This window comes from Occallatibacter sp. (genome assembly GCF_049582745.1).
Classification (GTDB): Bacteria; Acidobacteriota; Terriglobia; order Terriglobales; family Acidobacteriaceae; genus Telmatobacter.
The window spans coordinates 1-23844 of record NZ_JBAUUO010000014.1 but is presented as its reverse complement, the minus strand read 5'-3'; the positions used below and the strand labels follow the sequence as shown (position 1 = coordinate 23844).

The window sequence follows — 23844 nt, the reverse complement described above, 5'->3', positions numbered from 1 at the left end:
GATGCCTATTTACTCGATGACCGGATTTGCCCGCACCCAGGTGCGCGTACTTGACCAGCTTGCCTACACACTAAGCGTAAAGAGCGTAAATCATCGCTTTCTCGATATTCAGTTGCGGCTGCCCGCCGGGTTTGATGCGCTGGAGATGGAACTGCGCCGCGTGCTCAAGGAAAATCTGATTCGCGGACACGTGGAATTGACCCTCTCGGTCGATCGATCGGTACAGCAGAAGGCGGGTTATAACCGCGAAATGGTCGCCGGGTATATCGAAGCGTTCAAGCAGGCACGAACGGAATTCCGCATCAAGGGCGAGCCGGATTTGAACGTGGCCCTGCGCATGCCGGGGGCCCTGCAATCCGAGACCCGCAATAACTCGGAAGAAGACGTTGCGGCTTTGACCGAAAGCGTCGTGCGCGAGATCGGACCTCTGCTTGAAGAATTGAAGGTGATGCGATCCCGCGAGGGCGAATCGCTCGAGGGAATTCTGCGCACATGCCTAGCTCGACTGGCCGAAGCAGTGGGAGGCGTGGCCGCGTTGCGCCCCGAGGTGGAGCAGCGGTACCAGGAACGATTGACGCAACGGCTGATCGCGGCGACGGGAAACGAGTTCAACCGGCAGCGACTGCTGGAAGAGGTGGCGGTGCTGGTGGACCACAGCGACATCTCGGAAGAACTGGAGCGCATGGTTACGCATATCGGCCACTTCCGCGAACTGCTGACCGCGGGAGGCGACGTAGGAAAGAAGCTGGACTTTTTGCTGCAGGAGATGAATCGCGAGGCCAACACGCTGCTCTCGAAGACAGGGGGGGTCGGCGGCCAGGGCACGCGCATTACAGAACTCGGCCTGGCGATGAAAGCCGATATCGAGAAAGCCCGCGAGCAGGTTCAGAACGCGGAGTAGCCGTTCAAGAAAACGCAGTTGACAGAAGGACGAAAGGGACCATCGCACGTGGCAGGAATTCTCTTCATCATCTCCGCGCCATCGGGCTCGGGCAAGAGCACCCTCGTAAGCGAACTCCGCAAGCAGGTCAGCGGTGTTGATTTTTCCATCTCGTGGACAACGCGGCCTCCGCGCGGATCGGAGGAGCACGGGCGCGAATATTACTTCACCAGCCGCGATGAGTTCGAGCGCATGATCGCCGAGGGCAAGTTTCTGGAGCATGCCGAGGTGTTTGGCAACTACTATGGCACCGCGCGCGGCTCGCTGGACGAAGCACGCCGCCAGGGCCATGATCTGCTGTTGGACATCGATGTGCAGGGCGCGGCACAGGTGCGAGGCGCGATGCCGGAGGCCGTAAGTATCTTTGTGCTGCCTCCCGCACCCAAAGTGCTTCGCACGCGATTGCGCAATCGCAGCCGGGCCGAAGGCGTTGTAAATGAAGCGGAACTGTACCGACGGTTGAGCGAGGCCAGCAAGGAAATTGAGAATTATCGCGATTACAGCTATATTCTCATCAACGACATCCTTGACCGGGCGGTTGCGCAACTTGAGGCCATTGTTCTGGCGGAGCGATACTATCGCAATGCCGAGCCTATCGCTTATCGTTCGAGCAGGGTGCTGGAGGTCGCCGCGGCCTGTCGACAGTCAAACTCGCGGGAGCGGCTTAAACCTGTGCTGGAAGCCTTCGGCATCGAAGGTGGTTCCAGCCAGCAACAACTTCCCTTTGGAGAGGATACCGATGACGATTGAAACCAGCTTCGACTCAAATTACCGCAAGGTACTTGTGGCGGCCCGTCGCGCACGTCAGATCCAAAACGGTTCCGCAGCACTGGTTGCGAGCCGTTCGACCAAGGCATGCCGCATCGCGCAGGATGAAATCGACGCGGGCAAGATCTCTTACGTCAAGAAGGAACAGCCTGTTGTGAAGCCGCTCGTTGCGGAGAACGGGATTCCGATCCTTTAGTCACGGAGCAATTCGTTCGGCTGCGCATCAGGTTCGCGCCTTCGTGCCATCTCTCGGCAAAGGTGCGTCTTACGGTTGCATGAGGGCGTCTACCACCATGCTAAAACGAATCGGACTACAATCGAGAGTATGCGGGTAACGGTCGGCGTCTCTGGCGGCATTGCGGCATACAAGGCAGCGGAACTGGTACGCGCGCTGCAGCGACGTGGCATGGAAGTGCACGTGGTGATGACCGAGGCGGCAACGCGCTTTGTGCAACCACTCACCTTCTCTGCGCTCACAGGCCACAAGGTGGTCAGTGACCTGTGGGACGACTCCGACAGCCACGAGGCCACGTATGAGTCATCGATAGAGCACATTGGGGAGGCGCAGTGGACCGAAGCATTGGTGGTTGCACCCGCCACTGCCGATATTCTTGCCAAGTTTGCGCATGGGATCGCCAACGATTTTCTGACCACCATGTACCTCGCCACGCGGGCCACTGTTCTAGTTGCTCCGGCAATGAACGTAAACATGTGGCAGCATCTTGCGGTGCAGGCGAATGTAGACATCCTTCGCCAGCGCGGCGTTCGCGTCATCGAACCCGGCACAGGAGACCTGGCCTGCGGGATGATTGGCGCGGGACGCATGGCCGAGCCAGAAGCGATTGCAGATATTGTGTTCCAGTCGATGGGACGTCGCAATGACCTTGCCGGCGAAACGGTGCTGGTGACGGCCGGGGGAACGCGCGAGGCGCTTGATCCCGTTCGCTACATTGGTAACCGCTCGAGCGGCAAGATGGGATATGCGCTGGCGGATGCTGCGCAGAGCCGAGGGGCGAAGGTGATCCTGGTGAGCGGGCCGACCGCTTTGCATCCGCCGGCGCGGTGCGAAGTGGTTCATGTCACGACCGCCGAGGAGATGCGTCAAGCAGTGCTCAGCCGCATGGTCGAAGCCACCCTCGTCATCAAGTCAGCTGCCGTTGCCGATTATCGGCCGGTCAGCGTCTCTGAGCAGAAACTCAAGCGCTCAGGGCCGATGACGCTTGAACTTGCACCGACGGAAGACATTCTGGTCGAGGTGACCAAACAGCGCCGGCCAGGCCAGCTCATCATCGGATTCGCCGCCGAAACCCAGAACTCGATGGAGAACGGCCGCGCCAAACTGCTGCGCAAAGGCGCTGACGCAATGGTCGTCAACGATGTCTCGCGCGAAGGAGTCGGCATTGATTCCGACCGCAACGCCGCCACTTTTCTGACTGCGTCGACGTCGATCGAAATGCCCGAGATGACCAAACGCAAGCTCGCAGACCGCATCCTCGATGAGATATCCGCGCTGCGCCGCCCGCCGCCACTGGTGTTTGAGGTCGACGAGGGAACGCCGCAGGAAAAAGTCCTCATTGAGTCTGTTGCGCCGACCACCACACGCCGCCGGATCATCGTGGAGTAGCCGCATTGGACTCACTCGACCCCGCAATCCGTGATGCGCTCGAAGCGCGCCTGCGATTCTACCGCGAGCTCGGGCTGACCGATTTCTATCGCCGTATCGTGGACCCATCGCATACGATCATCGCGGCATCTGAACCCGCCGTTAGCGCCCACATTGAGACTGACTCTCCCCTGAGGCGTTTGTTCAATGAGAGGCAGGAAGCGCATCAGGCCAACGAACAGAATTCCCAGGAGGAAACGCTCATTTCGCCCCGCAAGCCTATGCAAGCCCTGCCAGCGGTCGCACCGGAGGTCGCGCGCTCAGACAGGGCGTCCGCACTTCAACTTGTTCGCGAAGATATCGGTGACTGCACCCGATGTGCGCTTCACAAGGGCCGTAACAAAATTGTCTTTGCCGACGGCGACCCCAACGCGCGCCTGATGTTTGTGGGTGAGGGACCGGGCGCGGATGAAGATGCCCAAGGGCTACCTTTCGTGGGCCGCGCCGGGCAGTTGCTGAACAACATGATTGCGGCGATGGGGCTCAAGCGGGAGGAAATCTATATCGCCAACGTGGTCAAGTGCCGGCCGCCGCAAAATCGCACGCCTGAACCCGATGAGGCCAATACATGCTCGCCGTTCCTTTTCCGCCAGATCGATGTGGTGCGGCCCGAGGTGATTGTTGCGCTCGGAGCCACGGCGGCTACCTATCTTCTGGGCCAACGGCAGCCTCTAGCCGGGCTTCGCGGGCGGATTCACTCGTTCCGCGGGAGCAAACTCATCGTGACTTACCATCCAGCATTCCTTCTCCGAGATCCGCGTCAGAAGAAGGAAGCATGGGCCGACCTGCAAATCGCCATGCGCGAACTTGGACTGAAGGCGCGTAACCCGCAGGGTTGAGTTCACGGTTCTGAGTTCAGAGTTCTTAGTTGCTGGGTACCGCGATGATGCTGGCTACAGTACGTAGATGACCACGTAGAGATCGAGTGCAAATCCGGCGATGATGGATGCCGGGATGACGAGCCACCATTTCCTTCCGCTGGTGGCGGCCAGTGCGCCCAGAACGAAGGACAGCACGGCGCAGGCGAAGCTGATGGGCGCGCGCCATTCGCGATAGGGCGGGACAAAGACGCATGCAAGCAGAACGGCGCTGGCAATTCCGGCTATCGTGGACCTTTTCACGTGAAACCTCCGGCGGTTCGCGGTCACTCTACTGATCGGCCAAAATCCGGATTTTGTTCAACCGATTAGGCCCGATCGCTGCGCCCGGTACCAAAGTGAATCCTCGGTCCGTAAAGCTATCTGCGGCGGGATTTAGCTTTCTCCGTGGCAATAACCGCAAACGGTGGTGCGACCGTTATGAGCACGAGGACGAACACCATTACCAAACCGAACATGATTCGTCTCACTTTCTTCGCATTCAGCGCGGAACAGGACAAGGATGGCGCCACGCAAGGACGATTGCCATCACCCGTTTGCACGAGGTAATGCCCGAAAGGTTGCATCATTGAGATGGAATGGCCAATCTAAATCACGCTTGTGCCCTTGTTGTACCCCCTGGTCATTCACTGGCTTAGACTCCTCAGGGCCCGTCACTACAATATTTGCAGCTCTCATTCGTCTGGTTGAGTAGATGGGGGGCCGTCGAGCATGATCGCGATGATCGAGCAAGACCGACAAATCGCGAAGGTCGTTGCCGAGGAACGGCCCCGGCTGCGCAGCTTCATTCGCCGCCGGGTTGCGAACGACGCGGATGCCGAGGACCTGCTACAGGATGTTTTTGCGGAGCTGGTCGAAGCGTATCGCCTGCTGATGCCGATTGACTTTGTGACCGGCTGGTTGTTCCGCGTAGCGCGCAATCGCATCACCGACTTCTTTCGGAAGAAGCGGCCGGAGGCTTTCAGCGATGTACTCCACGAGGACGAAGACGGAACGATGCTTGACGTCGAAGACCTTCTGCCCTCGCCCGATGCGGGGCCCGAAGCGCAGTACATACGCAGGTTTGTGCTGGACGAGTTGCAACGTGCGCTCGAGGAATTGCCGGCCAAACAGCGCGAAGTCTTTGTTTCCCATGAACTCGAAGGGCGAACTTTCAAGGATTTGTCAGCGGAGAGCGGCGTGAGCGTGAACACGCTGCTCTCGCGCAAACGTTACGCTGTGCTGCACCTGCGCAAGCGATTGCAGACCGTTCACGATGAGTTTCTGCAGAAATGAGGAACGTTATGAAGAAGATATGGATCGCGCTGATCGCTCCGCCGGCGATTGTGCTGTTTGTGTGGTTGTTTGGCGAACTGGTGATGCATCTGTGGAACTGGCTGCTGCCGCCGCTCTTCGGCTGGCATTTCATTAGCTTCTGGCAGGCGCTTGGCCTGATGCTTCTGTGCCGTATCCTCTTCGGAAACTGGGGCTCCGGCGGAGGTAATCGCGGATCGCGGCGTCGCAGGGAAAAGTGGGAAAAGATGAGTCCCGAGGAGCGTGAAAGGCTGCGCCAAGGCTGGGCCGCGCGGTGCGGCGGTTTTTCGGCAGGATCGGGAGAGAGCAAGGAGCCGGCCTGATAGTGATCGTCGGGCCGCCAGAAGCCATCCCCGGAGACGATTCCGCTTTCGATAAACGAAAGGAAGTTGATCGGATGAAAAACGGCGGCCTGCTTTGTTCGCTGAAGGATCGTGAGTCACTAAAGATTGTGACAATTCCGATCATTTCATGACTGCGAACTTCCTCGTTTCCGTGAGCGTATATTCATTGCAATTCCCCGCGCAGAGGTCGTGAGAGGGTTGCGATGCGTACGTTGCGTCAGGATGTTCTCTATGCGTTGCGGCTGATGCGTTTGTCGCCTGTATTCACGTTGACGGCGATGCTGACCCTGGCCTTGGGGATCGGGGCGACGACGGCGATCTTCTCTTTGATTGACAGTGTCATGCTGAAGTCGCTGCCGGTGGCAGATCCATCGCGCCTCTATCGGGTTGGCTCGGGAATGAACTGTTGCGGCCAGATTGGACCTCAGAAGGAGTGGGGAATCTTTCCGTACACGTTGTACCAGCGCATCGCTGCGAATGCGCCTGAATTTGAGCAGTCGGCAGCGTTCGAGGCATGGCACTCGGATTTCAGCGTGCGCCGCGCCGAAAACAACGATCCTGCCAAGCCATTGCGCAGCGAGTATGTTTCCGGCAATTATTTTGCGACTCTCGGCTTGAAAGCCTATGTCGGGCGCAACCTTGCGCCGGCAGACGATCAGCCGGCAGCGGCGCCGGCCGCGATGATGAGTCATCGCGTGTGGCAGCAGGAATACGGATCAGATCCGAAGATGGTGGGCGCGACCTTCCTGCTTGACGGCCATCCTTTCACAATCGTCGGCGTAACACCGCCGGGGTTCTACGGTGAAACGCTTCGCAGCGATCCTCCGGAACTCTTTGTGCCGTTGCAACAAGAGCCAGTCCTTGCGGGGCAGAACACGGTGCTGAAGGCGCCGCTCGCGTGGCTACGTGTGATTGGCCGGCTGCGGCAGGGCGCAAAGACAGATGGAATGGCCGCGCGGTTTACGACCATGACGCGCGATTGGCTGGTGAGCGAACTCGGTGCAGAGTATCCGCAATATCTGGATCAACTCAAGAAGGTACTGCCCACGGAAGTGGTAAATGTAATTCCGGCGGGCGGCGGCGTGGCCGAGATGAAGGCGGGTTACGAGAGCAGCCTGCGGATTCTCATGGTGGTGTGCGGATTGGTGTTGCTGATTGCATGCGCGAACCTGGCGAACCTGTTACTGGCACGAGGTTCGGCACGCGGAACGCAGGCCGCGGTACGGCTGGCGATGGGTGCGACGAAGAGGCGGCTGGTGAGGCAGTCGCTGACAGAGAGCGTGGTGCTGGCAGTGCTGGGGGGCATCGCAGGGATCTTTATTGCGTTTGCGGGTGTGAAGGTGATTGTGGCGCTGGCGTTTCACTCTGCGCACTATGTACCCCTTGATGCGACCCCGTCTCTGGCGGTGCTGGGATTTGCTTTCGCCGTGGCGCTTGTAACCGGGTTGCTTTTTGGCACGGCGCCGGCGTGGTTCGCGGCTCGGACCAATCCGGCAGTTGTTTTGCACGGTGCAGGGCGCAGCACACGGGACAGCAGGGCACTCCCACAGAAGACGCTGGTGGTCGTACAAGCTAGCCTGTCGGTGGTGTTGTTGACGGTCGCGGGTCTGTTGACGCGCAGCCTGGTGAAGATGGAGCACCAGAACTTCGGATTTGAGACCGACCACCGCGTGAGCCTTCGCGTGAATGCGCCATTCTCGTCCTATTCGCCCGAGAAGCTGAATGCTACGTATCGCGCGCTGCAGGAGCGGCTGAAACGGATTCCTGGCGTGCAGGGTGCGGCGCTGGCCATGTATACGCCGTTCACAAATAACTGGGATGCTATGGTCGCGCGACAAGGGCAGGGCCCGATCGATGTGAATGCGGATAACGGGTCATCGTGGGATCGGGTGAGCGCCGGATACCTGGAGATGATGGGGCAGCGCATTGTGCGTGGACGCAGCATTTCAGAGCAGGACACGGCCTCGACACCAAACATTGCAGTTGTAGATGAAGCGTTTGTAAAGAAATTCTTCAAGCCGGGCGAAGAGCCGATTGGCACGCATTTCGGCATGAACGATGCGGTGTACAGCGGAATGTACGAGATTGTGGGTGTAGTGCGAACGGCGAACTATACCGATCCAAGCGGACACTGGAGGATGCCGCTGCTCTTTGTGCCGTTGGCGCAGCGCGCGCATTTCAACACGACGATGGCGCAAATGATTGAAGAGCGCTCGCACCTTATTGAAAGCGTGGTGCTGGAAATGCACGGCAGCATGCAGGGGCTGGAACCGCAGGTGCGGAGGGCGTTTGCCGAGGTGGATTCGAATTTGACTCTGGTGAGTATACGCACCATGGAGCAACAGGTGGCCGACCGGATGGATCAGAAGCGCTCGGTTTCGCAATTGACAGGCCTATTCGGCATTCTTGCATTGGTCCTGGCAGCAGTCGGATTGTATGGCGTGACCGCTTACGGCGTGGAGCGTCGCACGGGCGAGATTGGCCTGCGGATTGCGCTGGGTGCGGATCGCAAGCAGGTAGTGGCCATGGTTCTGCGCGGCGCCTTCACGCAGATCCTGATCGGACTGGTGATCGGTATTCCGGCGTCGATCGGTTGCGCGCGTCTGATCGCCTCGCAACTCTATGAAGTAAAGGGATGGGATGCGGTGGCACTGTGCGGATCGGTGGCAGCGCTGGCACTGTGCGCGCTTGTGGCGAGCCTGGTGCCCGCGCGTCGCGCAGCCAGCATTAATCCGGTGCGCGCACTGCGGGCCGAGTAGGGGATGTGCTTCTCCCGATGTAGTCCGTTTTGCAAGGTCTGAGAATCGAGAACCTTCAATTGCGCTCAGGCGGGCTCTCCACCCCGCGAACCTGGTTCCCTCCGCAGGAACCCCGGCCCCGGTGCACCTGGTTCCGAGCGGCACCCGAAGAATGTTATTCGCCGCGCAGCGCCTGCATGGGGTCGATGGATGCAGCGCGCAAAGCTGGCAACGTTGAAGCCGCAACGGCCAGCAGCAAAACGCCGATGGCGGCAGTGGTCATGACCAGCGGGTCAAACGGGCTGACGCCAAACAGCATCGATCGCAGCAGTCCCGAAGCTGCGACGGCGCCGGCCAGTCCAATCAAGCATCCGATAGCGGCAAGCTTCGCCCCGGACTCGATCACCAGGCGCACGATTGCCGAGCGCTGCGAGCCCAGTGTCATGCGAATCGCCATTTCCTGTACGCGCGAAGCGACGGAGAAGGCGATTACGCTGTAGATGCCGAGCACGGCGAGGAGCACGGCGGCGAAAGCAAAGCTCGAGATCAGCACGGTGTTGAAGCGGCGGGACGCTTCCGACTCGGACACCACCTGCTCCATCGTCTGTACCTGCGTGAGGGGCAGCAGAGGATCGATGGAGCGAACGGAGGCGCGGAGGGCATTCTCCATCTGTTCGGGCGGAACGGCCGAACGCAGCGCTATGTAGCCGCCGTTGCCGTTGAGGTCTCCCGGCTGGGCCAGCGCGCCGACGGCGTCTTCCGCCTGGTCGACGGGCATGTAGTACTGTTCGGTTGCCGGATTGTCTGGCGAGAGGAGTTGGGTGTCAGAGACTTCGCCCACGACCGTAAGCCACGGCGTCTGCATTTGCTGTGTGCCAATGCGGATGCGCTTGCCGATGGGATCCTGGTTGGGCCAGTAGTGCTGCACAAATTTGTGGTTCACGATCAGCACCAGCTGGGTGCCGGCGTGGTCGGCTTCGGTAAAGAATCTCCCTCGCTCAAGGCGGATGCCCATGGCCGAGAAGAAATTGCCGATGACCTGGGTCACCGTCGCGAGATTCATGTTCGCTCCTGGCGGGGGCACGTATCCATCGACGACGAACGTCTGGTTATTATGTACACCCTGGGATGGCAACATGCTTGTGAGGCCGACGGACTGAACGCCGGGAAGCTGGCTGAGTTTCAGCAGCAGTTCGCGATTGAAGGCGTCGATCTGCGGCTGTTTGGAATATTGCAACTGGGGCAGGGAGTAGGCGGCGGTGGTGACATGCTGGGGAGTGAAGCCGAGGTCGACGGCACGCATCTTGTCGAAGCTGCGCAGCAAAAGGCCGGAAGCGGTGAGCAACACAAGGGCGATGGCGATTTCGGCTACGACAAGAGTGGAGCGCAGGCGAGCATGGCCACCGCCGGCGCTGCCGGTGCGACCTCCTTCCTTCAGGTTGCTGTTGACATTGGTGCGAATCGCGGCGAAGGCAGGCGCGAGGGCGCAGACGATTCCCGTGACGACCGCCAGCCCAAGCGCAAAGGCGATCACCTGCCAGCTCAGCGAAATCTCATTTACGCGCGGCAGGGATTCGGGCAGCATGCTTTTGCCCATGCGAAGTGCGACGGCGGCGAGGATCAATCCGAGGACACCGCCGCCGACGCTGAGTAAAAGGCTCTCAAGTACAGCCTGGCGGACCAGGGTGGATGCACGCGCTCCCAGCGCGAGACGAACTGCAACTTCGCGCTGACGGCGAATGGCGCGGACCAGCATTAATCCGGCAAGGTTGAAGCAGGCGATCAAGAGCACGACTGCAACGGCAAGAAACAACGTGCGCAGCAGGGAACGCGATTGCTGCACGGTGTCGTTTTGCAGCGGGCGTACCAAGGCATTGATGTGGAGATTAGCCATCATGGCGGGATATCCGCGCATGATTTCCTGCGCCACGCGCTCGGCATCGCTTTGCGCCTGCGTGGGAGTGATGCCTGGCTTGAGCCGTCCAATCATCTGATAGCTCCAGTTCGCTGCTGCGGCCGGCACCAGCTCATCAGTTCTGAAGCTCATGGGCGTCCAAAGTTCAGAACGATTCAGTTGTCCGGGTATAAGTGGGAACTCAAAACCGCGGGGCATGACGCCGATGACGATATAGGGCTTGCGATCGAGCAGAATTTTGCTTCCGATGATCTTCGCGTCGGCATGGAAACGGTTGCGCCATGTCGCATCGCTGAGGACAACCACCTGCTGATGATGCTCGTCTTCGTCCGTTGTAAAGACGCGGCCAAGTTCCGGAGCGACCTCGAGCGCGCTGAATACGCCCGCGGTAAGTCGCGAGGCGTTCACCTGCGCTGGATCGCCAGTGCCGGAAAGCTCGTAGGATGCGCCCTGATATCCGCCAAGCGCGGTGAAGGCGTGCGTGTCGCGGGTGTAGGCCTTGATATCGGGTACGGTGACGCCGACCTCGTCGCCACCGCCAACGTCGACCCCTTGCAAGTGATCGGACAGCACCATCAGGCGATTGGAATCGGGGAACGGCAGTGGCCGCAGCAGGACGCCTTCGACGATGGAGAAGATCGCGGTGGTGGCGCCGATGGCGAACGCGAGCATGAGGATGGCGGTGATGGTGAAGCCTAGCGACTTGCGCAGTTGACGCAGGGCAAACTTAAGATCCATGACAAGTTTCTGCATAAAAATCCTCGAGATCCGGGGTCCATCCAATAGCAAGGGAAGCACGTACGCTGCCAAATTGCCGCCAAGTCGATGCGGGCAATTACTGGACTTTGCGAACACATGGATACGCACGGGCTTCTCCGACCGTTCCAAAACGAAGGGAAGTGTCCGAAAACGGACGGGTTCTTGCCGAGGGTGCCGGTTGTGAATCCGAGGTCAATGGTTGATGAAACGAAGGTAAATACGCCCCACACTTTAACTCCTGTTCACAATCTCGAAATTAGTCTGCTTGGAGGCCCGTACATACAAGGGTGTTTACAGGGCAAGGAGAGCCATGCGTAAACTTTGTTTGAGTTCTGTCTTTTTGTTCTGCTTTCTGACCGCGACAGCAGCTTTCAGTCAGTCCGGAAAGGGAGTAATAGAGGGTGTGGTCAAGGATCCAGCGGGCGCAGTTCTGCAGGGCGCCAAGATCGAAATGAAGCCACAACTCAGGCCGATCACGACCAACGGCCAGGGAGAGTTCACGGTAACCGATGTTCCCGCGGGCACGTATGCCGTGACGGTTACATATGTTGGGTTTGCTCCTTACACGGGCACTCTTACGGTTGCTCCGGGACAGGCGGCTCGTTTTGACGCGAAACTCCAGGTTGCGTCTGCAGCCGATCAAGTCGAGGTAACGGCAGACCGTCCGCGAGGCGAGGCGGAGGCCATTAACCGCACGCTTGCCGCGGAAAACATTCTGCAAGTGCTGCCTGCCGATGTCATTACTTCGCTGCCGAACGCGAATATTGCGGACGCTCTGGGCCGTATGCCATCCGTCTCGATCGAGCGCGACGAAGGCGAAGGCAAATACGTGCAGATTCGCGGAACCGAACCACGCCTGAGCAACACGATGGTCGATGGCGTGTCGATTCCGTCGCCGGAATCAGGCGTGCGCCAGATCAAGCTCGACACCATCGCCTCTGACCTCGTGGACTCCGTCGAAATCAACAAAACTCTGCAAGCGAACATGGATGCGGACGGCATCGGCGGATCAGTGAACCTGGTGACCAAGACGGCGAGCGACACGCCGACTATTGTTCTCTACGGGGTGGGGGGATACACCCACATCATCGGAGGCCGCACGGTCGATCAATTTGGCGGGACAATGGGAAAGCGTTTCGGGGCAAGCAAGAAGCTCGGCGTGCTGGTGGGAGGCACGTACGATTACAACGGGCGCGGCATTAACGATATCGAGCCTGTGCCAACGCCTGGAGCCGCGTCGCCTCACTATGACAGCATGGACTTCCGCGACTACCTTTACAACCGCACCCGCTGGGGAGGCACGGGCAGCATCGACTATAAGCTTGCCGAGGGTTCCAGCATCTCTTTACGCGGTCTCTACTCCAACTTCCGCAATTGGGGCAACAAGTGGGCATTCACGATGAACGATGGGGCGGCTCCTCAATATAGCCAAGACTGGCGCCGCCCTAACATGGCCATCGGCAGTCTGAATCTTGAAGGCAAGCATCTTTTCGGCTCCAACACGATTGTCTGGAATGCGTCGGTTGCGCGCTCGCGCTCATTGGGCGGCGGTGGTGGAGCTAGCTATCAGTGGATGGGCGACCCCGATGCACAGTGCGTGAACGTGCCTGGAGTGAGCGTAAATCGGCCAGGGTGGACGGGGTGTATCGGGAGTGGAGTTGCCGCTGCCGACAATGCCTTCGATACGAATAACTACGGCTTTGTTGAATTTGATTACCCCACCTATGGATTGAGCGCGCAGCTGAACCTGGAGGCGTCGGGCTCCTATGGGCGGCAATATCATCTCGGATCGCGCTACGGCACTATCGAGTTCGGCGCAAAGATTCGCAACGCGCACAAGTTCGATAACTCATACAACATCTGGTATACCGTGCCGAATGACGACAGCGGCAACCCCATTCCTGTACCAAACGCAGCGCATCTAGAGTGGAACAGCACGTTCAGCGATCCCGTGTATTACGACGGAACGTACGGCGGAAAATATCCGGCCGTAACAGATTGGGGCAAGCTGAAGGGTTGGGTGGAATCGAATAAGAGCCAGCTCGATTTCAACGAAGACTCGTTGCCGAATTCAAACAACTACGACCTGATCGAGCGGATTCCCGCTGGTTACGTGATGAACACAATTGAACTGGCGAGCCGCGTGCGCTTGGTTGCGGGACTGCGCATTGAGGCCACTCACGTAGATACGACTAGTTTTGACGAGACTGCCAATACGCTCACGTATAAAGCAGGTGGGGACTACACCAACATCCTGCCCAGCGCGTCGCTGCGCTTTGCGCTCGACAAGGATTCGGATCTTCGGCTGGTATACGGGCGCGGAGTGTCACGACCCGATCCGCAGGACATCTCTGCAGCGGTCAGCCAGCCAACATTAGATCAGACTCCAGTCACGATCAGCATCGGGAATCCCAGCCTGAAAGCAGAGCAGGCCAACAACTACGATCTGCTTTACGAGCGGACCTTCAGCCATACGGGCCTGCTGCAGGCTGGTTACTTCTACAAGGACCTCACCAATCCGATTGCCTATGAGCAGTTCTACTCCACGGCGACATTTCCGCACGTTCCCGCCGGAACCAGCGTGCTAGTGACGCAACCCATCAACGCGGGCAGCGCCTACGTGCAGGGTTTCGAGATCGGGTTCGAGCAGCGCATGGCATATCTGCCGAGCGTGATTGGCGGGTTGGGCATCTCGGCGAATTATAGCCACACGTCTTCGACGGCGCGCGACTTGCCGGGTCGCAGCGATGAGCCTGCGCTGCTGCGCGATGCTCCCAACACCTGGAACCTCAGCCCGACGTATGACACGAAGCGGTTCTCGATGCGGATCGGCATGACCTACGACGACGCGATGATCTACCAATACCAGTGGCAGGATGGCGCGGACTCGGTCGGCGTAAAGGGACCTTCGGGAGACAACTACCTATACGCGCATTACCAGCTTGACACGCAAGCCAGCTACAACCTGCCCGGAGGGTTGCAGGTATATGCGTACGGTTTGAATCTGAATAACGAGGTCTTCGGGTTCTTCAATGGGAGCCCGCAATACGTGGTGCAGCGCGAGTATTACCATCCGACCTACGCGGGTGGAATCCGATGGAACATCCGCCACGAATAAGGCGATAACGATCGGCGGCAACTAGAGACCCACGGTGATGAGCCGTGGGTCCTGCTTCCTCAAGCGATGCCCAGCAACGGTTGAGCCAGCTCAGAAATCGGATTGATTAGCGCACGACGGCTCTACTTCCACTCACGCCAAAGCGCTACTCCGCCGAGGAGGCCGGCCTCGTTTGAGACGATTTCAATGTTCTTCCCGGGCTTGAAGTCGATTTTCTTAGTGTTGCCGCCACCCAGGTACAGGTGATCCCAGTTGAAGAGCTTGGCGGTCTGTTCGATCGCTTCCTGCAGCAGCTTGTTCCAGTGCTTTTTGCCGTACTTGTCGAGGCCACGCCGGCCGAGATAGTCCTCGTACTCGCGGTCTTTCTTCCAGGGGTGATGGCCGAGTTCCAAACCAGGGCACAAGAGTCCGTCGGTAAACAGCGAAGAGCCGAGGCCGGTGCCGAGCGTGATCGCCAACTCCACGCCGTCTCCCTTGATGGCGCCGTAGCCCTGCACGGCTGCGTCGTTGGCCAGACGGACCGGCTTCTTCCAGCGCTTTGCGAGTTCTTTTTCCAACGGAAACCCGTACCACAGGGGGTGAAGATTTGCCGCGGTGTAGGTGACGCCTTTCTTGACTACGCCGGGAAATCCAACCGAGACGCGATCGAAATCGGCGGGTATCACGGCGTGCAGCGCGTCCAGACCCTTGAGCACGGCTCTCGGCGTGGGGATGGAGGGCGTCGCCACGCGCTGGCGCTCGCACACGGGATGGCCCTTGGCGTCGACCAGCATCGCTTTGAGGCCGGAGCCGCCAATATCGATGCAGAGGGTGATGGGGTTGGAGGTTTTGGTCGATGCGCTGCGCGCAGGTGAAGCGGCTTTCAGGGTCTTGGTGGTCATCAGCAGGAATTGTACTGAAAAGCAGGGAACAGGGAACAGAGAATAGGGAGCAAAAAGGCGCCGGCAGGTACAAACTCCGTGATTCCAGTTACGCACAGAGGATGCGTCGGGGTGACCGCTACACTTGAGGTTGCTCCCGATGCCAGCGTTCTGCGAAGTCGCATTGCCGGTGCCGCTCGATCGCACTTTTACGTACGCCTTGCGCGATGACGACCAGGCGTCGCGCGGGGCGCGCGTAATTGCGCCTTTTCGCAATGAAAAGCTTATCGGGGTGATTACAGCGACCGACGTCGCCGCACCTACGGAGTTCGAGGCCAAGTACCTGGAAGCCGTGCTCGACGACGAGCCGCTGCTCAGCGAACATCTGCTCACGCTAGCCGAGTGGATTGCCGGCTACTATCTTGCGCCGCTCGGCGAGGTGCTGCGAGGCATGCTGCCGCTAATGGCCGAAGTGAGGCGGGTGGTCTACTACCGGATCACGGATTTGGGCCGCGATGTACTGGCCGGCAGTCTCGACGGAGATGGAGAAATCCTCAACGCCAATTCTTCGCGGAGTAAGAACAAAGAAGCGCGAGTCGACAAGCAGAATTTAGAGCGGCGAGTGCTTGAGCGTCTCGCTTCGGGTGAATCGCTCAAAGTGTCGACGCTGCGCACGGCCACGGCCGCCAGCCTGCCAGTACTGGCGGGAATGCTCCGCAAAAAGTGGATCGCCCGCGAGACTGCTGCCAGCGAGCGGGATGCGCGCCGCACCGAGCGCTTCGCTGTGCTCATCCCGGACACGCGCCTGCCTGCGCTCACAAAACTACAGCAGGCTATTCTTGCCGAGCTTGCTGCAAACGGGGGCGAACTTCCGCTGGCAGCACTGCGCCGCAGCGAACTGCCGTCCTCAACGCTTCAGACCCTGGTCCGCCGCGAACTCGTGCGCATCGAGGAACGGCCGGCTGCTTTCCGGCTCGGTGGCATTGAGGCTCCAGCCGGCCCGCTCATTCTCAACGAATCGCAGCTCGATGCTCTTGCGAGCATCGTTTCGCAGCTCGGGGGATTCCATACATTTTTGCTCCATGGAGTGACGGGGTCGGGGAAGACAGCGGTGTATCTCAAAGCCATGCAGCGTACGCTCGATCGCGGCCAGTCCGCCATCCTGCTCGTGCCGGAGATCGGGCTGACTCCGCAGATGGTTGGCCTGCTTGACGCGGCCTTCGGCGAGCGCGTAGCGCTGCTCCACTCGGCACTCACGCCCGAAGAGCGCACCGAGCAGTGGCGCCGCATTCATCGCGGCGACGCACCCATAGTTGTCGGCACCCGGTCCGCAATATTCGCTCCCGTGCCGAATCTCGGACTGGTTCTTGTCGATGAAGAGCACGATCAGAGCTACAAGCAGGAGGAGACTCCGCGCTACAACGCCCGCGATGTCGCCGTGATGCGCGCCAAGCTCGCCAATGCGGCCGTGGTTCTGGGATCGGCGACGCCCTCGCTTGAAAGCTGGCAGAACACGGTGCAGGGCAAGTACACGCGCATCGAGATGAATGACCGTGTCAAGAACCGCCCGCTGCCCGAGGTTGAGCTTATCGACATGCGGCAGGAGTTTCAGGAGACTGGGCAGGAGCAGCTCTTCTCACGCTCGCTGGTCGAACAGACGAGGCTTGCGATCGAACGCGGCGAGCAGGTCATCATTCTGCTCAATCGCCGCGGCTATTCCTTTGCGGTTATCTGCCGGGCATGCGGGCAAAAGCTCGAGTGCCAGAATTGCGCCATCGCGCTCACACACCACAAATCTCCTGACGATGACGGCTTGGCACGCGCCGGCCAGCGGCTCGAGTGTCATTACTGCGGGTTCAAGCGCACGGTGCCGTCGAAGTGTCCAAAATGCGAGAGCGAGCACTTGTACTATCTTGGCGCGGGCTCGCAACAGGGGGAGGAGCGTCTTACCGAAATCTTTCCCGGCGCACGAATTGGGCGGATGGATCGCGACACGGTGCGGGGGCGGCTTGATTTGGAGCATCTGCTGGCACGCCTCCACTCCGGCGAGATTAACCTGCTCATCGGCACGCAGATGATCGCCAAAGGGCACGACATTCATGGCGTCACACTGGTAGGCGTCGTGGGCTGCGATCTTTCATTGTCGATGCCGGATTTTCGCGCCGCCGAGCGAGTCTTTCAGTTGATGACGCAGGTTTCGGGCCGCGCCGGCCGGGGCGAATTGCCGGGCCGCGTTGTGGTACAGACTTACTATCCCGATCACTACGCCATCGTCGCGGCGAGCACGCATGATTACGCTGGCTTTGCGGAGCGCGAACTGAAGTATCGCCGCTGGATGCACTATCCGCCATTCGGCGTGCTGGCGAATGTACTTATTCAATCGGAAAAGCTGGAAGAAGCGGCAGGATGGTCCGCCGAGATCGGTAAGTGGTTTCAGAAGACTACGCCCGAAGGGATTCGTGTCCTCGGCCCCTGCACCGCGCCGATTGCGCGCATCAAGAATGTGTATCGCTTTCACCTGATCTTGAAGGCGTCGTCGCGCAAGGCTCTGAACGCAGCGTTGCGTGGTGCGCTGGCGCATGCTGAGGAAGCCGGCATTCCACGTCGCAACATCGTCGTCGATGTTGATGCACAGCGATTGATGTGACGTACAGCGCATGGAGCGCTAGAAATACTCTAATGTGCGTCGCATTTCGTCTCCTGCGTCCATGAATGTCCCATCTGGAAGCGAACGCGATGAACTCTTCTTCACCGTCCAGTTTCCATAACTGTCGTACTCGTAGGAATAATTCCTCTCGGTCGACCGTGTTCCATCGGCTTCCGCTTTGCCGGTGCCACTCACCGTGTTTTGCGAAAACTCCTTTGCAACATCGCCGTGTTCGTCGTAGGCCGACTCAACCTCTTCCTCCATGTGGTTGAACACCGTGCGAGTCATCTTTGACCTGCGGCCCTGCGCATCATATGAGTACTTCATTGACCACATCTCCGAACCGCCAAGAAACTGCGCGAGTTGATCACGCAGCTCCTGGGGCGCGATGCCGCCGGATGCGAAGATCTTCTTCTGGTCTCCCGCCGGGATCATTTTCAGCGGGTCGTCCATGGTCTGCTTCTCTTCCACGATGCGTCCCCGGTCGTCATAAACGCGCAGCGTGCGGGATACAATTTTACCGCTGGCGTTGCAGGTCTGAATTTCGGTAGGCCGGTCGTGTTCGTCGTAGAGGGTTACGGCGCTTCCACCTTCAGGGAGAGTTGCCGCGCTCCCGGCCGACTCAAATGAAGCCTCTACATTTCGTGAAATTGCGTCAGGCCCTTGCGGCAAATCGAAAGGGTGAGCGATCGCAATCTTTGTCTTTTTCCCGTTCGCGTCGTAGCGGAAAGCGATGGGATTGTTGGGATCTCTTGAATCAGTGATGCTTTGCAGCCGGCCCTGATTGTCGTACTGGTAGACGACTTGTTCCTGCGGCTCACCGCTGCTGCTTTGAGTCGTCTTACGCAACAACTGGCCACTCTCACTGTAGATGTAGCGGGTTGCGGATTCTGTTCCATCGAAGCCGTGTTCGCGTGATGATCCGCGAAAACGCGTTTCAGCGATTCGGCCGTCTCGGTCGTACTCTGTCTTGTTCCACGACCTGAATTCCTGGAACACCTTGCCATCCGCGTCGGTCCACGCCAGGTACGCTCTCTCTTCAATAACGGATCGCACCGGCCCGCGCAGGTCATTCTTTTCGCGATCTGTGAGCTGCCTGGATTGGCCGGAAGTCGCGTTATCGCCAACGTCCTGACCGCGCAGCGCCACCACCGGCGAGCAAGTCAATTCGAACAACGCGAAAAAGAGAGCCAGAACCAGGCGTACCTTCAACGGAGTGCCTCCTCTGCCGCCAACAACCCACAAAAGAGAGCAAAACTATCGAAAAAAACAATATAGATCGAAGTGCTGTTCTGGCGACATCGCAAGTAAGAAATTGTCGTGATCGTTCGCGGATTCTTCCCCAATTCTCTTGTCACAGCCATTCTTGCTCGACCGAGGTAGAATTTCGCCGCGCGTCGAGGTGGACAAATGGAATACAGCAACGCCTTTCGTGGCAAAGCGAACCAACCCAGCGAAGCCGAACTCATTACCGCGCTTGGCCCCAGCGCGAAACTCTGGAATGAATTTATCAAGTGGATGGCGGATGAAGAGGGAGTTGCCGGTCAGGAATGGAAGGGAATTGTTGTCAAAAAATACGGCTGGAGCCTGCGCCTCAAACAAAAGAGCCGCAACATCGCTTATCTCGGCCCCGGCGAGGGCTGCTTCATGGTCTCGTTTGTACTGAGCGACAAGGCGTTGCAAGCGGCGAAGGAGGCGCATCTGCCCCAAGCCGTTGTTGAAGCGCTGGCAGCGGCCCCGCACTATCCTGAAGGAAATGGGCTGCGTCTCATTGTGCACCGCGCTGCCGATCTGCCCGCAATACGGAAAATTGTCGCGATCAAGCTAGGCAACTGAGCAGATATTTCAATTTTTCTGTCACAGTCAGACTTCAAGTGCGGGTCGCGAGCCACGCTACAGTGAGCACGATCTGTCGTCTTCCTGTCCGAAGGCTTAAGCGGCTGCGGCCACAAATGTCACGCATGAAGCAAGCAGAAGCGTCAACAAATTGAAGGCGCTTGCTTTGGATCTCTCGATTCCATGTCGGGCTTGCCGGCCATGCGTCATTCTCGGCCGATGGCACGATCAGGCGCTCGGAGTGGGCGTTCCCGTTTCCAAAGTATGCAGTTCTTTACCGGGCTTGAAACGCACGGCCTTTCCGGGCGTGATGCTAACTTCAGTCCCAGTGCGGGGATTGCGTCCGATCCCGGTCTTGCGGGCGCGAACACTGAACACACCGAAGCCGCGCAACTCAATGCGCTCTCCCGCAGCAAGGGCTTCTTTCAAGCCTTCAAAGACGGTATCGACCGCCGCTTCTGCCTTGGTTCGGGGCAGGCCTGTGCGCTCGATCACATGGTGCACGATGTCTTGTTTAATCAAAGCGGTCACCTCTCTAGCGCGACTGTTCTCGACTGTACCACGCCCTACCGGACTGATGGTACAGCCTTTGCCTCATTTGTGGAACACTAGCGCCGAGGATTTTTGCACAGGGTGACGAGGAAGGCAGGGGACGACTCATGCACTGCATGTGTTCTGGCTCACAGTTTGCAGCGGATTCGGCCCGATTGACCGGTGGAAAAACAGACCTTTGTGACTTTAGAGATAGGGCGAACTGCTTTCCTTGGCGCTAAGGTCTATACGAAAGAGTGACTTTGCCGGATACTGTTGTTTCAAGGTAATCAGTGCCAAGATGCCATCGGTAACAACTGTCTGGCGAAGTGCAACAAAAGACAGGGGATATATCCAAGAAGCTTCCGGCGGTGAAGGCGGAGAGCTTCAGAGATCCGGCGAGAGCCAATCGCTCCCGTCGCTCGTTGAAGCCAGGCAAGGAGAGAGGCTCGATGTCCGTGATGTACAGCTTAGAACCAATCCGAATCGGCGTCGTCGCAAACGAACCGATGCGGCTCGAAGGCCTCACCAGCATCTTTGAGAATCACGCCAAGCCGGGAGAGACACCGCTGCTCCCCGTCGTAGGTACGCTCGAAGAGCATCTGGATAATGAATCGATTGAATATGTGCTGATTGACTGGAGCAGTTCCTCCAAAAAGCTCGGCGTGCTGGAAGGCATTCGCCGGAAGCGTCCCAACCTCCGCATGGTCGTCATCGGTCCCGACAGCAACGAGCAGGTCATGATGGACACGATTATCGCTGGCGCCCGCGCCTATCTTGACACGGGCGCCGGACCTCGTCTCGTCCGTGAAGCTCTCGACGTTGTGATTTCCGGCTCCATCTGGGCTCCGCGCAAGCTGCTCTCCAAGCTCATCGACCGTCTTCTTTCCGGGGACGACGCAAGCGTCACAAGCCCGCGGCCGCATCTGACCGCGCGCGAAGAGCAGGTGCTGCAACTTCTTCTGCTTGCCCGCTCGAACCGCGAGATTGCGGAAGAACTCGGCATTGAAGAACGCACGGTCAAGGCGCACGTCGGCAAGCTCATGAGGAAAGTCGGCGCGGAAAACCGGATTGAGCTCTCGATGCGTGCGCTCCACGGGTCGTACAAGCCGGCGCCGCACCAGATGCATGTTGTCGAGGCTGTCACCGCCTGACAACTCATCGGAATCTCGCTCGGAATCTCGCTAATAAAACAGAAAAATACCCACACTATAATTACTAAAAGTGTAAAACCTAAGTACTCTTGTGCTATTTCGATACATTACTAATAATCATTCCAGAAACAACGCAGATCTGGGGAAAGGAGTTCCCAGGCTCCATGTGACCATGAGGCCTGTGAACTCCTCTTTTTTCTTTGCCGCGAATTTCGTTGTGCGCGCTATTCCAACGGCAAACCTCTCCCGCAAGCCCTCTCATCCTCCACCGGTTCTTCCCTGGCAGAGTCTAAATAGCTGAGCGTAATCCGCTTGATGCAGCAACATCGAATTCCTTTCGCTCTGTGCATTATGTCAGTGTGGCGATGCTGTAGGCTGAAGCCGGATGTTGTTGCTCGCCGATGTCCCTCTATGCGAAATTTTCGGCGCGCGGCGCGACTTCCGGCTCTCGGCGCTGTCCTAAGGGTCAGCAGCCAGCAAGCCGCGCTATCCATGTGTGCGGAAAAATTGAAAGGACTCCCCGAATGAAGAAACTGATTGCTTCCCTCTGTCTTTGTTTCCTGGCTACAGGAGCAGCCAATGCGGCGTCGTCGAAATCCGACTTGAATGACCGCATCGAAGCTGCAAAAACCGTTCTCGATCAAATCATGCAGGCACAGGACAGCACGATCCCGCTAAACATCCTGGAGCAGGCAACCTGCGTGGGTGTGGTACCCGGCATGATCAAGGGCGCATTCGTGTTCGGCGCACAATACGGTCAGGGCGTGGTTACCTGCCGCACGGGCCATGGCTGGAGTGCGCCGGTATTCATCCGCATGGCGGGAGGCTCATGGGGCTTGCAGATTGGCGGCCAGTCCACTGACCTGATCCTCGTGGCGGTGAACAATCGCGGATTTCAGGATCTGCTCAAGAGCAAATTCAAGATCGGCGCCGATGCCTCGGCCGCCGCAGGTCCCGTTGGACGCGCCGGACAGGCTGCTACCGACTGGAAGATGAATGCCGAATTGCTGAGCTACTCGCGCAACAAGGGACTGTTTGCGGGAATCAGCCTCGACGGTACCAGCGTCTCGCAAAACAGGGACGATACCGAAACCTACTATGGCACTCCGCAGGATTTTCAGAACGTGCTGAAGGGCAACGTGGGCGTGCCGCCGGGAGCTGTCTCGTTTGTTCGCGCAGTGGCGCACTACTTCATACAAGCGAAGCACAACTAATTAGCGCAACACATGACAAGAATGGGGCGGCCTCAGCGCAGGCCGCCCTCTTCTTTTGCAGGCGCATTCAAGTCTCTCCGGCTCGCACGGCCCTGATCGAATGTCCTAAACTTGAGTTTGTCTCAAACGATGCAGAAGATTCTCGAATATTGGCTGGTAGTCGCGGTGGCGCGCGTCCTCGGATCGATGCCGCGCTGGCTGGCGCGTAGGCTTGCCGAGGGCCTGGCCTGGGTCGTCTTTCACTCCCTGGGCCGCCTGCGACGCGTGGGTGAACGCAACCTTTCTCTCGCGTTGCCCAATCTGCCGACGAATCAGCAGAGCAGAATTTTGCGCTCGGTCTACCGTCACCTCGGTTGGCAACTGGTCGAATTCTGCCGCATGCCTCGCTACACACGCGAGAATACGCAGCACTGGATTCGAACTGAGGGCCTTGAGCACTATCTTGCGGCGGAGGCACTCGGGCGAGGAGTGCTGGTGCTGACCGGGCACCTGGGTGCGTGGGAACTCTCCAGCTTTTACCACTCGCTGATGGGCCAACCGATGGGCATGGTCATTCGCCGTCTCGATAACCGCCGTCTCGATGAATTCGTGAACGGCATCCGTTGCCTGCACGGCAACCGGGTTCTCCACAAGGACGACTTCGCGCGAGGCCTGCTCACTGCGATGCACGAAGGCGGCGCGGTCGGCATCCTCATGGACACCAACATAACGCCGCCGCAAGGGGAGTTCGTAGAATTCTTCGGGATCACCGCGTGTACTGCCTCGGGCCTCGCGCGGATCGCGCTCAAAACCGGCGCCGCCGTCCTGCCCGGCTTTATGCTTTGGGAGCCTGCCGAAAGGAAATACGTTCTCCACTTTGGCCCACAGATACATTTCTCCGAACGCGGGCTCTCCGAGGCCGACGTTCTTGCTGCGACTCAGAAGTGCAACGACGTGCTCGAGTCATGGATTCGCCGCTACCCCGAGCAGTGGCTTTGGATTCATCGCCGCTGGAAGACCCGCCCTCCGGGCGAAGCCTCGTTGTATTAGAGCATTTTCATAATTACTGTACTCCGTAATCGCAGTGCCGGAAGAAAGCCTGCGCGTTTTGGGGAGTGATGGCGTCGATGGCCCGCGCGATGGCTGGTTCCAGCTGATCGAGCGCGCGGGCCTTCACAGCTCGCAGGAGTTGTTTCAGCTTGGACCA

The 23844-nt window shown here is 58.8% G+C and carries 19 protein-coding genes; 14 read left to right on the top strand and 5 right to left on the bottom strand.

All coding sequences use genetic code 11. The annotated features are described in order from the left end of the window. Position 1: 1 nt before the first annotated feature. The 5 genes from WCA10_RS01835 (at position 2) to WCA10_RS01815 (ending at position 4210) form a co-directional block, all read left to right on the top strand. Positions 2–901 (top strand): YicC/YloC family endoribonuclease, encoded by a 900-nt coding sequence (locus WCA10_RS01835; protein WP_472820774.1) that lies wholly within the window; start codon positions 2–4, stop codon positions 899–901. 18 nt (positions 902–919) lie between these two features. Then, entirely contained in the window at positions 920–1690 is a 771-nt protein-coding gene (gene gmk, locus WCA10_RS01830) for a guanylate kinase (RefSeq protein WP_472820773.1), read from the top strand. Next, on the top strand, positions 1680–1904 hold the full coding sequence (gene rpoZ / locus WCA10_RS01825) for a DNA-directed RNA polymerase subunit omega (protein ID WP_472820772.1): 225 nt from the start codon (positions 1680–1682) through the stop codon (positions 1902–1904). The genes gmk and rpoZ overlap by 11 nt, the downstream gene beginning before the upstream one ends. Positions 1905–2033: 129 nt before the next feature. Further along, positions 2034–3332, top strand: coding sequence for a bifunctional phosphopantothenoylcysteine decarboxylase/phosphopantothenate--cysteine ligase CoaBC (coaBC, locus tag WCA10_RS01820; RefSeq protein WP_472820771.1), 1299 nt, complete (start codon positions 2034–2036; stop codon positions 3330–3332). 5 nt (positions 3333–3337) lie between these two features. Then, complete coding sequence (locus tag WCA10_RS01815) at positions 3338–4210, top strand: uracil-DNA glycosylase (RefSeq protein WP_472820770.1); 873 nt, start codon at positions 3338–3340, stop codon at positions 4208–4210. Positions 4211–4264: 54 nt separating this feature from the next. Here the strand turns inward: WCA10_RS01815 and WCA10_RS01810 are convergent, their stop codons facing one another. After that, positions 4265–4492 (bottom strand): hypothetical protein, encoded by a 228-nt coding sequence (locus WCA10_RS01810; protein WP_472820769.1) that lies wholly within the window; start codon positions 4490–4492, stop codon positions 4265–4267. 477 nt (positions 4493–4969) lie between these two features. Here WCA10_RS01810 and WCA10_RS01805 point away from each other — a divergent pair, with 477 nt between their 5' ends. The 3 genes from WCA10_RS01805 (at position 4970) to WCA10_RS01795 (ending at position 8645) form a co-directional block, all read left to right on the top strand. After that, positions 4970–5524, top strand: coding sequence for an RNA polymerase sigma factor (locus WCA10_RS01805; protein WP_472820768.1), 555 nt, complete (start codon positions 4970–4972; stop codon positions 5522–5524). 8 nt (positions 5525–5532) lie between these two features. Continuing rightward, complete coding sequence (locus WCA10_RS01800) at positions 5533–5865, top strand: hypothetical protein (RefSeq protein ID WP_472820767.1); 333 nt, start codon at positions 5533–5535, stop codon at positions 5863–5865. A 224-nt stretch (positions 5866–6089) separates the two neighbouring features. After that, positions 6090–8645, top strand: coding sequence for an ABC transporter permease (locus WCA10_RS01795; protein ID WP_472820766.1), 2556 nt, complete (start codon positions 6090–6092; stop codon positions 8643–8645). Positions 8646–8799: 154 nt separating this feature from the next. Here the strand turns inward: WCA10_RS01795 and WCA10_RS01790 are convergent, their stop codons facing one another. Beyond that, a complete protein-coding gene (locus WCA10_RS01790; protein WP_472820765.1) occupies positions 8800–11292 on the bottom strand; it encodes an ABC transporter permease in 2493 nt (830 codons plus the stop codon). Positions 11293–11701: 409 nt separating this feature from the next. Here WCA10_RS01790 and WCA10_RS01785 point away from each other — a divergent pair, with 409 nt between their 5' ends. Beyond that, the gene (locus WCA10_RS01785) at positions 11702–14416 is read left to right on the top strand and encodes a TonB-dependent receptor (RefSeq protein WP_472820764.1); all 2715 of its coding nucleotides are present in this window, start codon (positions 11702–11704) and stop codon (positions 14414–14416) included. A 122-nt stretch (positions 14417–14538) separates the two neighbouring features. Here WCA10_RS01785 and WCA10_RS01780 read toward each other — a convergent pair whose 3' ends face one another. Continuing rightward, complete coding sequence (locus WCA10_RS01780) at positions 14539–15297, bottom strand: ROK family protein (protein ID WP_472820763.1); 759 nt, start codon at positions 15295–15297, stop codon at positions 14539–14541. Between the two features lie 139 nt (positions 15298–15436). Here WCA10_RS01780 and priA point away from each other — a divergent pair, with 139 nt between their 5' ends. Then, a complete protein-coding gene (priA, locus tag WCA10_RS01775; RefSeq protein ID WP_472820762.1) occupies positions 15437–17923 on the top strand; it encodes a replication restart helicase PriA in 2487 nt (828 codons plus the stop codon). A gap of 18 nt (positions 17924–17941) precedes the next feature. Here the strand turns inward: priA and WCA10_RS01770 are convergent, their stop codons facing one another. After that, entirely contained in the window at positions 17942–19135 is a 1194-nt protein-coding gene (locus tag WCA10_RS01770; protein WP_472820761.1) for a hypothetical protein, read from the bottom strand. 198 nt (positions 19136–19333) lie between these two features. On the opposite strand from WCA10_RS01770, the gene WCA10_RS01765 reads away from it, so the two are divergent. Beyond that, positions 19334–19759, top strand: a complete 426-nt coding sequence (locus WCA10_RS01765) for a DUF3788 family protein (protein ID WP_472820760.1) — start codon at positions 19334–19336, stop codon at positions 19757–19759. 228 nt (positions 19760–19987) lie between these two features. Here the strand turns inward: WCA10_RS01765 and WCA10_RS01760 are convergent, their stop codons facing one another. Then, positions 19988–20254, bottom strand: coding sequence for an HU family DNA-binding protein (locus tag WCA10_RS01760; protein ID WP_472820802.1), 267 nt, complete (start codon positions 20252–20254; stop codon positions 19988–19990). Positions 20255–20751: 497 nt separating this feature from the next. On the opposite strand from WCA10_RS01760, the gene WCA10_RS01755 reads away from it, so the two are divergent. The 3 genes from WCA10_RS01755 to WCA10_RS01745 all read left to right on the top strand — a co-directional run bounded on the left by WCA10_RS01755 (position 20752) and on the right by WCA10_RS01745 (position 23687). Further along, on the top strand, positions 20752–21444 hold the full coding sequence (locus tag WCA10_RS01755) for a response regulator transcription factor (RefSeq protein ID WP_472820759.1): 693 nt from the start codon (positions 20752–20754) through the stop codon (positions 21442–21444). Between the two features lie 524 nt (positions 21445–21968). Further along, positions 21969–22658, top strand: a complete 690-nt coding sequence (locus WCA10_RS01750; RefSeq protein ID WP_472820758.1) for a lipid-binding SYLF domain-containing protein — start codon at positions 21969–21971, stop codon at positions 22656–22658. Positions 22659–22787: 129 nt separating this feature from the next. Next, positions 22788–23687: a lysophospholipid acyltransferase family protein gene (locus tag WCA10_RS01745; protein WP_472820757.1), complete on the top strand. Its 900-nt coding sequence runs from the start codon at positions 22788–22790 to the stop codon at positions 23685–23687. The last annotated feature ends 157 nt before the right edge of the window (positions 23688–23844 follow it).

Coding starts and splice junctions, on each gene's coding strand:
- WCA10_RS01835 (WP_472820774.1), top strand. CDS start 2: ATGCCTATTTACTCGATGACCGGATTTGCCCGCACCCAGGTGCGCGTA.
- rpoZ (WP_472820772.1), top strand. CDS start 1,680: ATGACGATTGAAACCAGCTTCGACTCAAATTACCGCAAGGTACTTGTG.
- coaBC (WP_472820771.1), top strand. CDS start 2,034: ATGCGGGTAACGGTCGGCGTCTCTGGCGGCATTGCGGCATACAAGGCA.
- WCA10_RS01805 (WP_472820768.1), top strand. CDS start 4,970: ATGATCGAGCAAGACCGACAAATCGCGAAGGTCGTTGCCGAGGAACGG.
- WCA10_RS01800 (WP_472820767.1), top strand. CDS start 5,533: ATGAAGAAGATATGGATCGCGCTGATCGCTCCGCCGGCGATTGTGCTG.
- WCA10_RS01795 (WP_472820766.1), top strand. CDS start 6,090: ATGCGTACGTTGCGTCAGGATGTTCTCTATGCGTTGCGGCTGATGCGT.
- WCA10_RS01790 (WP_472820765.1), bottom strand. CDS start 11,292: ATGCAGAAACTTGTCATGGATCTTAAGTTTGCCCTGCGTCAACTGCGC.
- WCA10_RS01780 (WP_472820763.1), bottom strand. CDS start 15,297: ATGACCACCAAGACCCTGAAAGCCGCTTCACCTGCGCGCAGCGCATCG.
- priA (WP_472820762.1), top strand. CDS start 15,437: ATGCCAGCGTTCTGCGAAGTCGCATTGCCGGTGCCGCTCGATCGCACT.
- WCA10_RS01765 (WP_472820760.1), top strand. CDS start 19,334: ATGGAATACAGCAACGCCTTTCGTGGCAAAGCGAACCAACCCAGCGAA.
- WCA10_RS01755 (WP_472820759.1), top strand. CDS start 20,752: ATGTACAGCTTAGAACCAATCCGAATCGGCGTCGTCGCAAACGAACCG.
- WCA10_RS01750 (WP_472820758.1), top strand. CDS start 21,969: ATGAAGAAACTGATTGCTTCCCTCTGTCTTTGTTTCCTGGCTACAGGA.
- WCA10_RS01745 (WP_472820757.1), top strand. CDS start 22,788: ATGCAGAAGATTCTCGAATATTGGCTGGTAGTCGCGGTGGCGCGCGTC.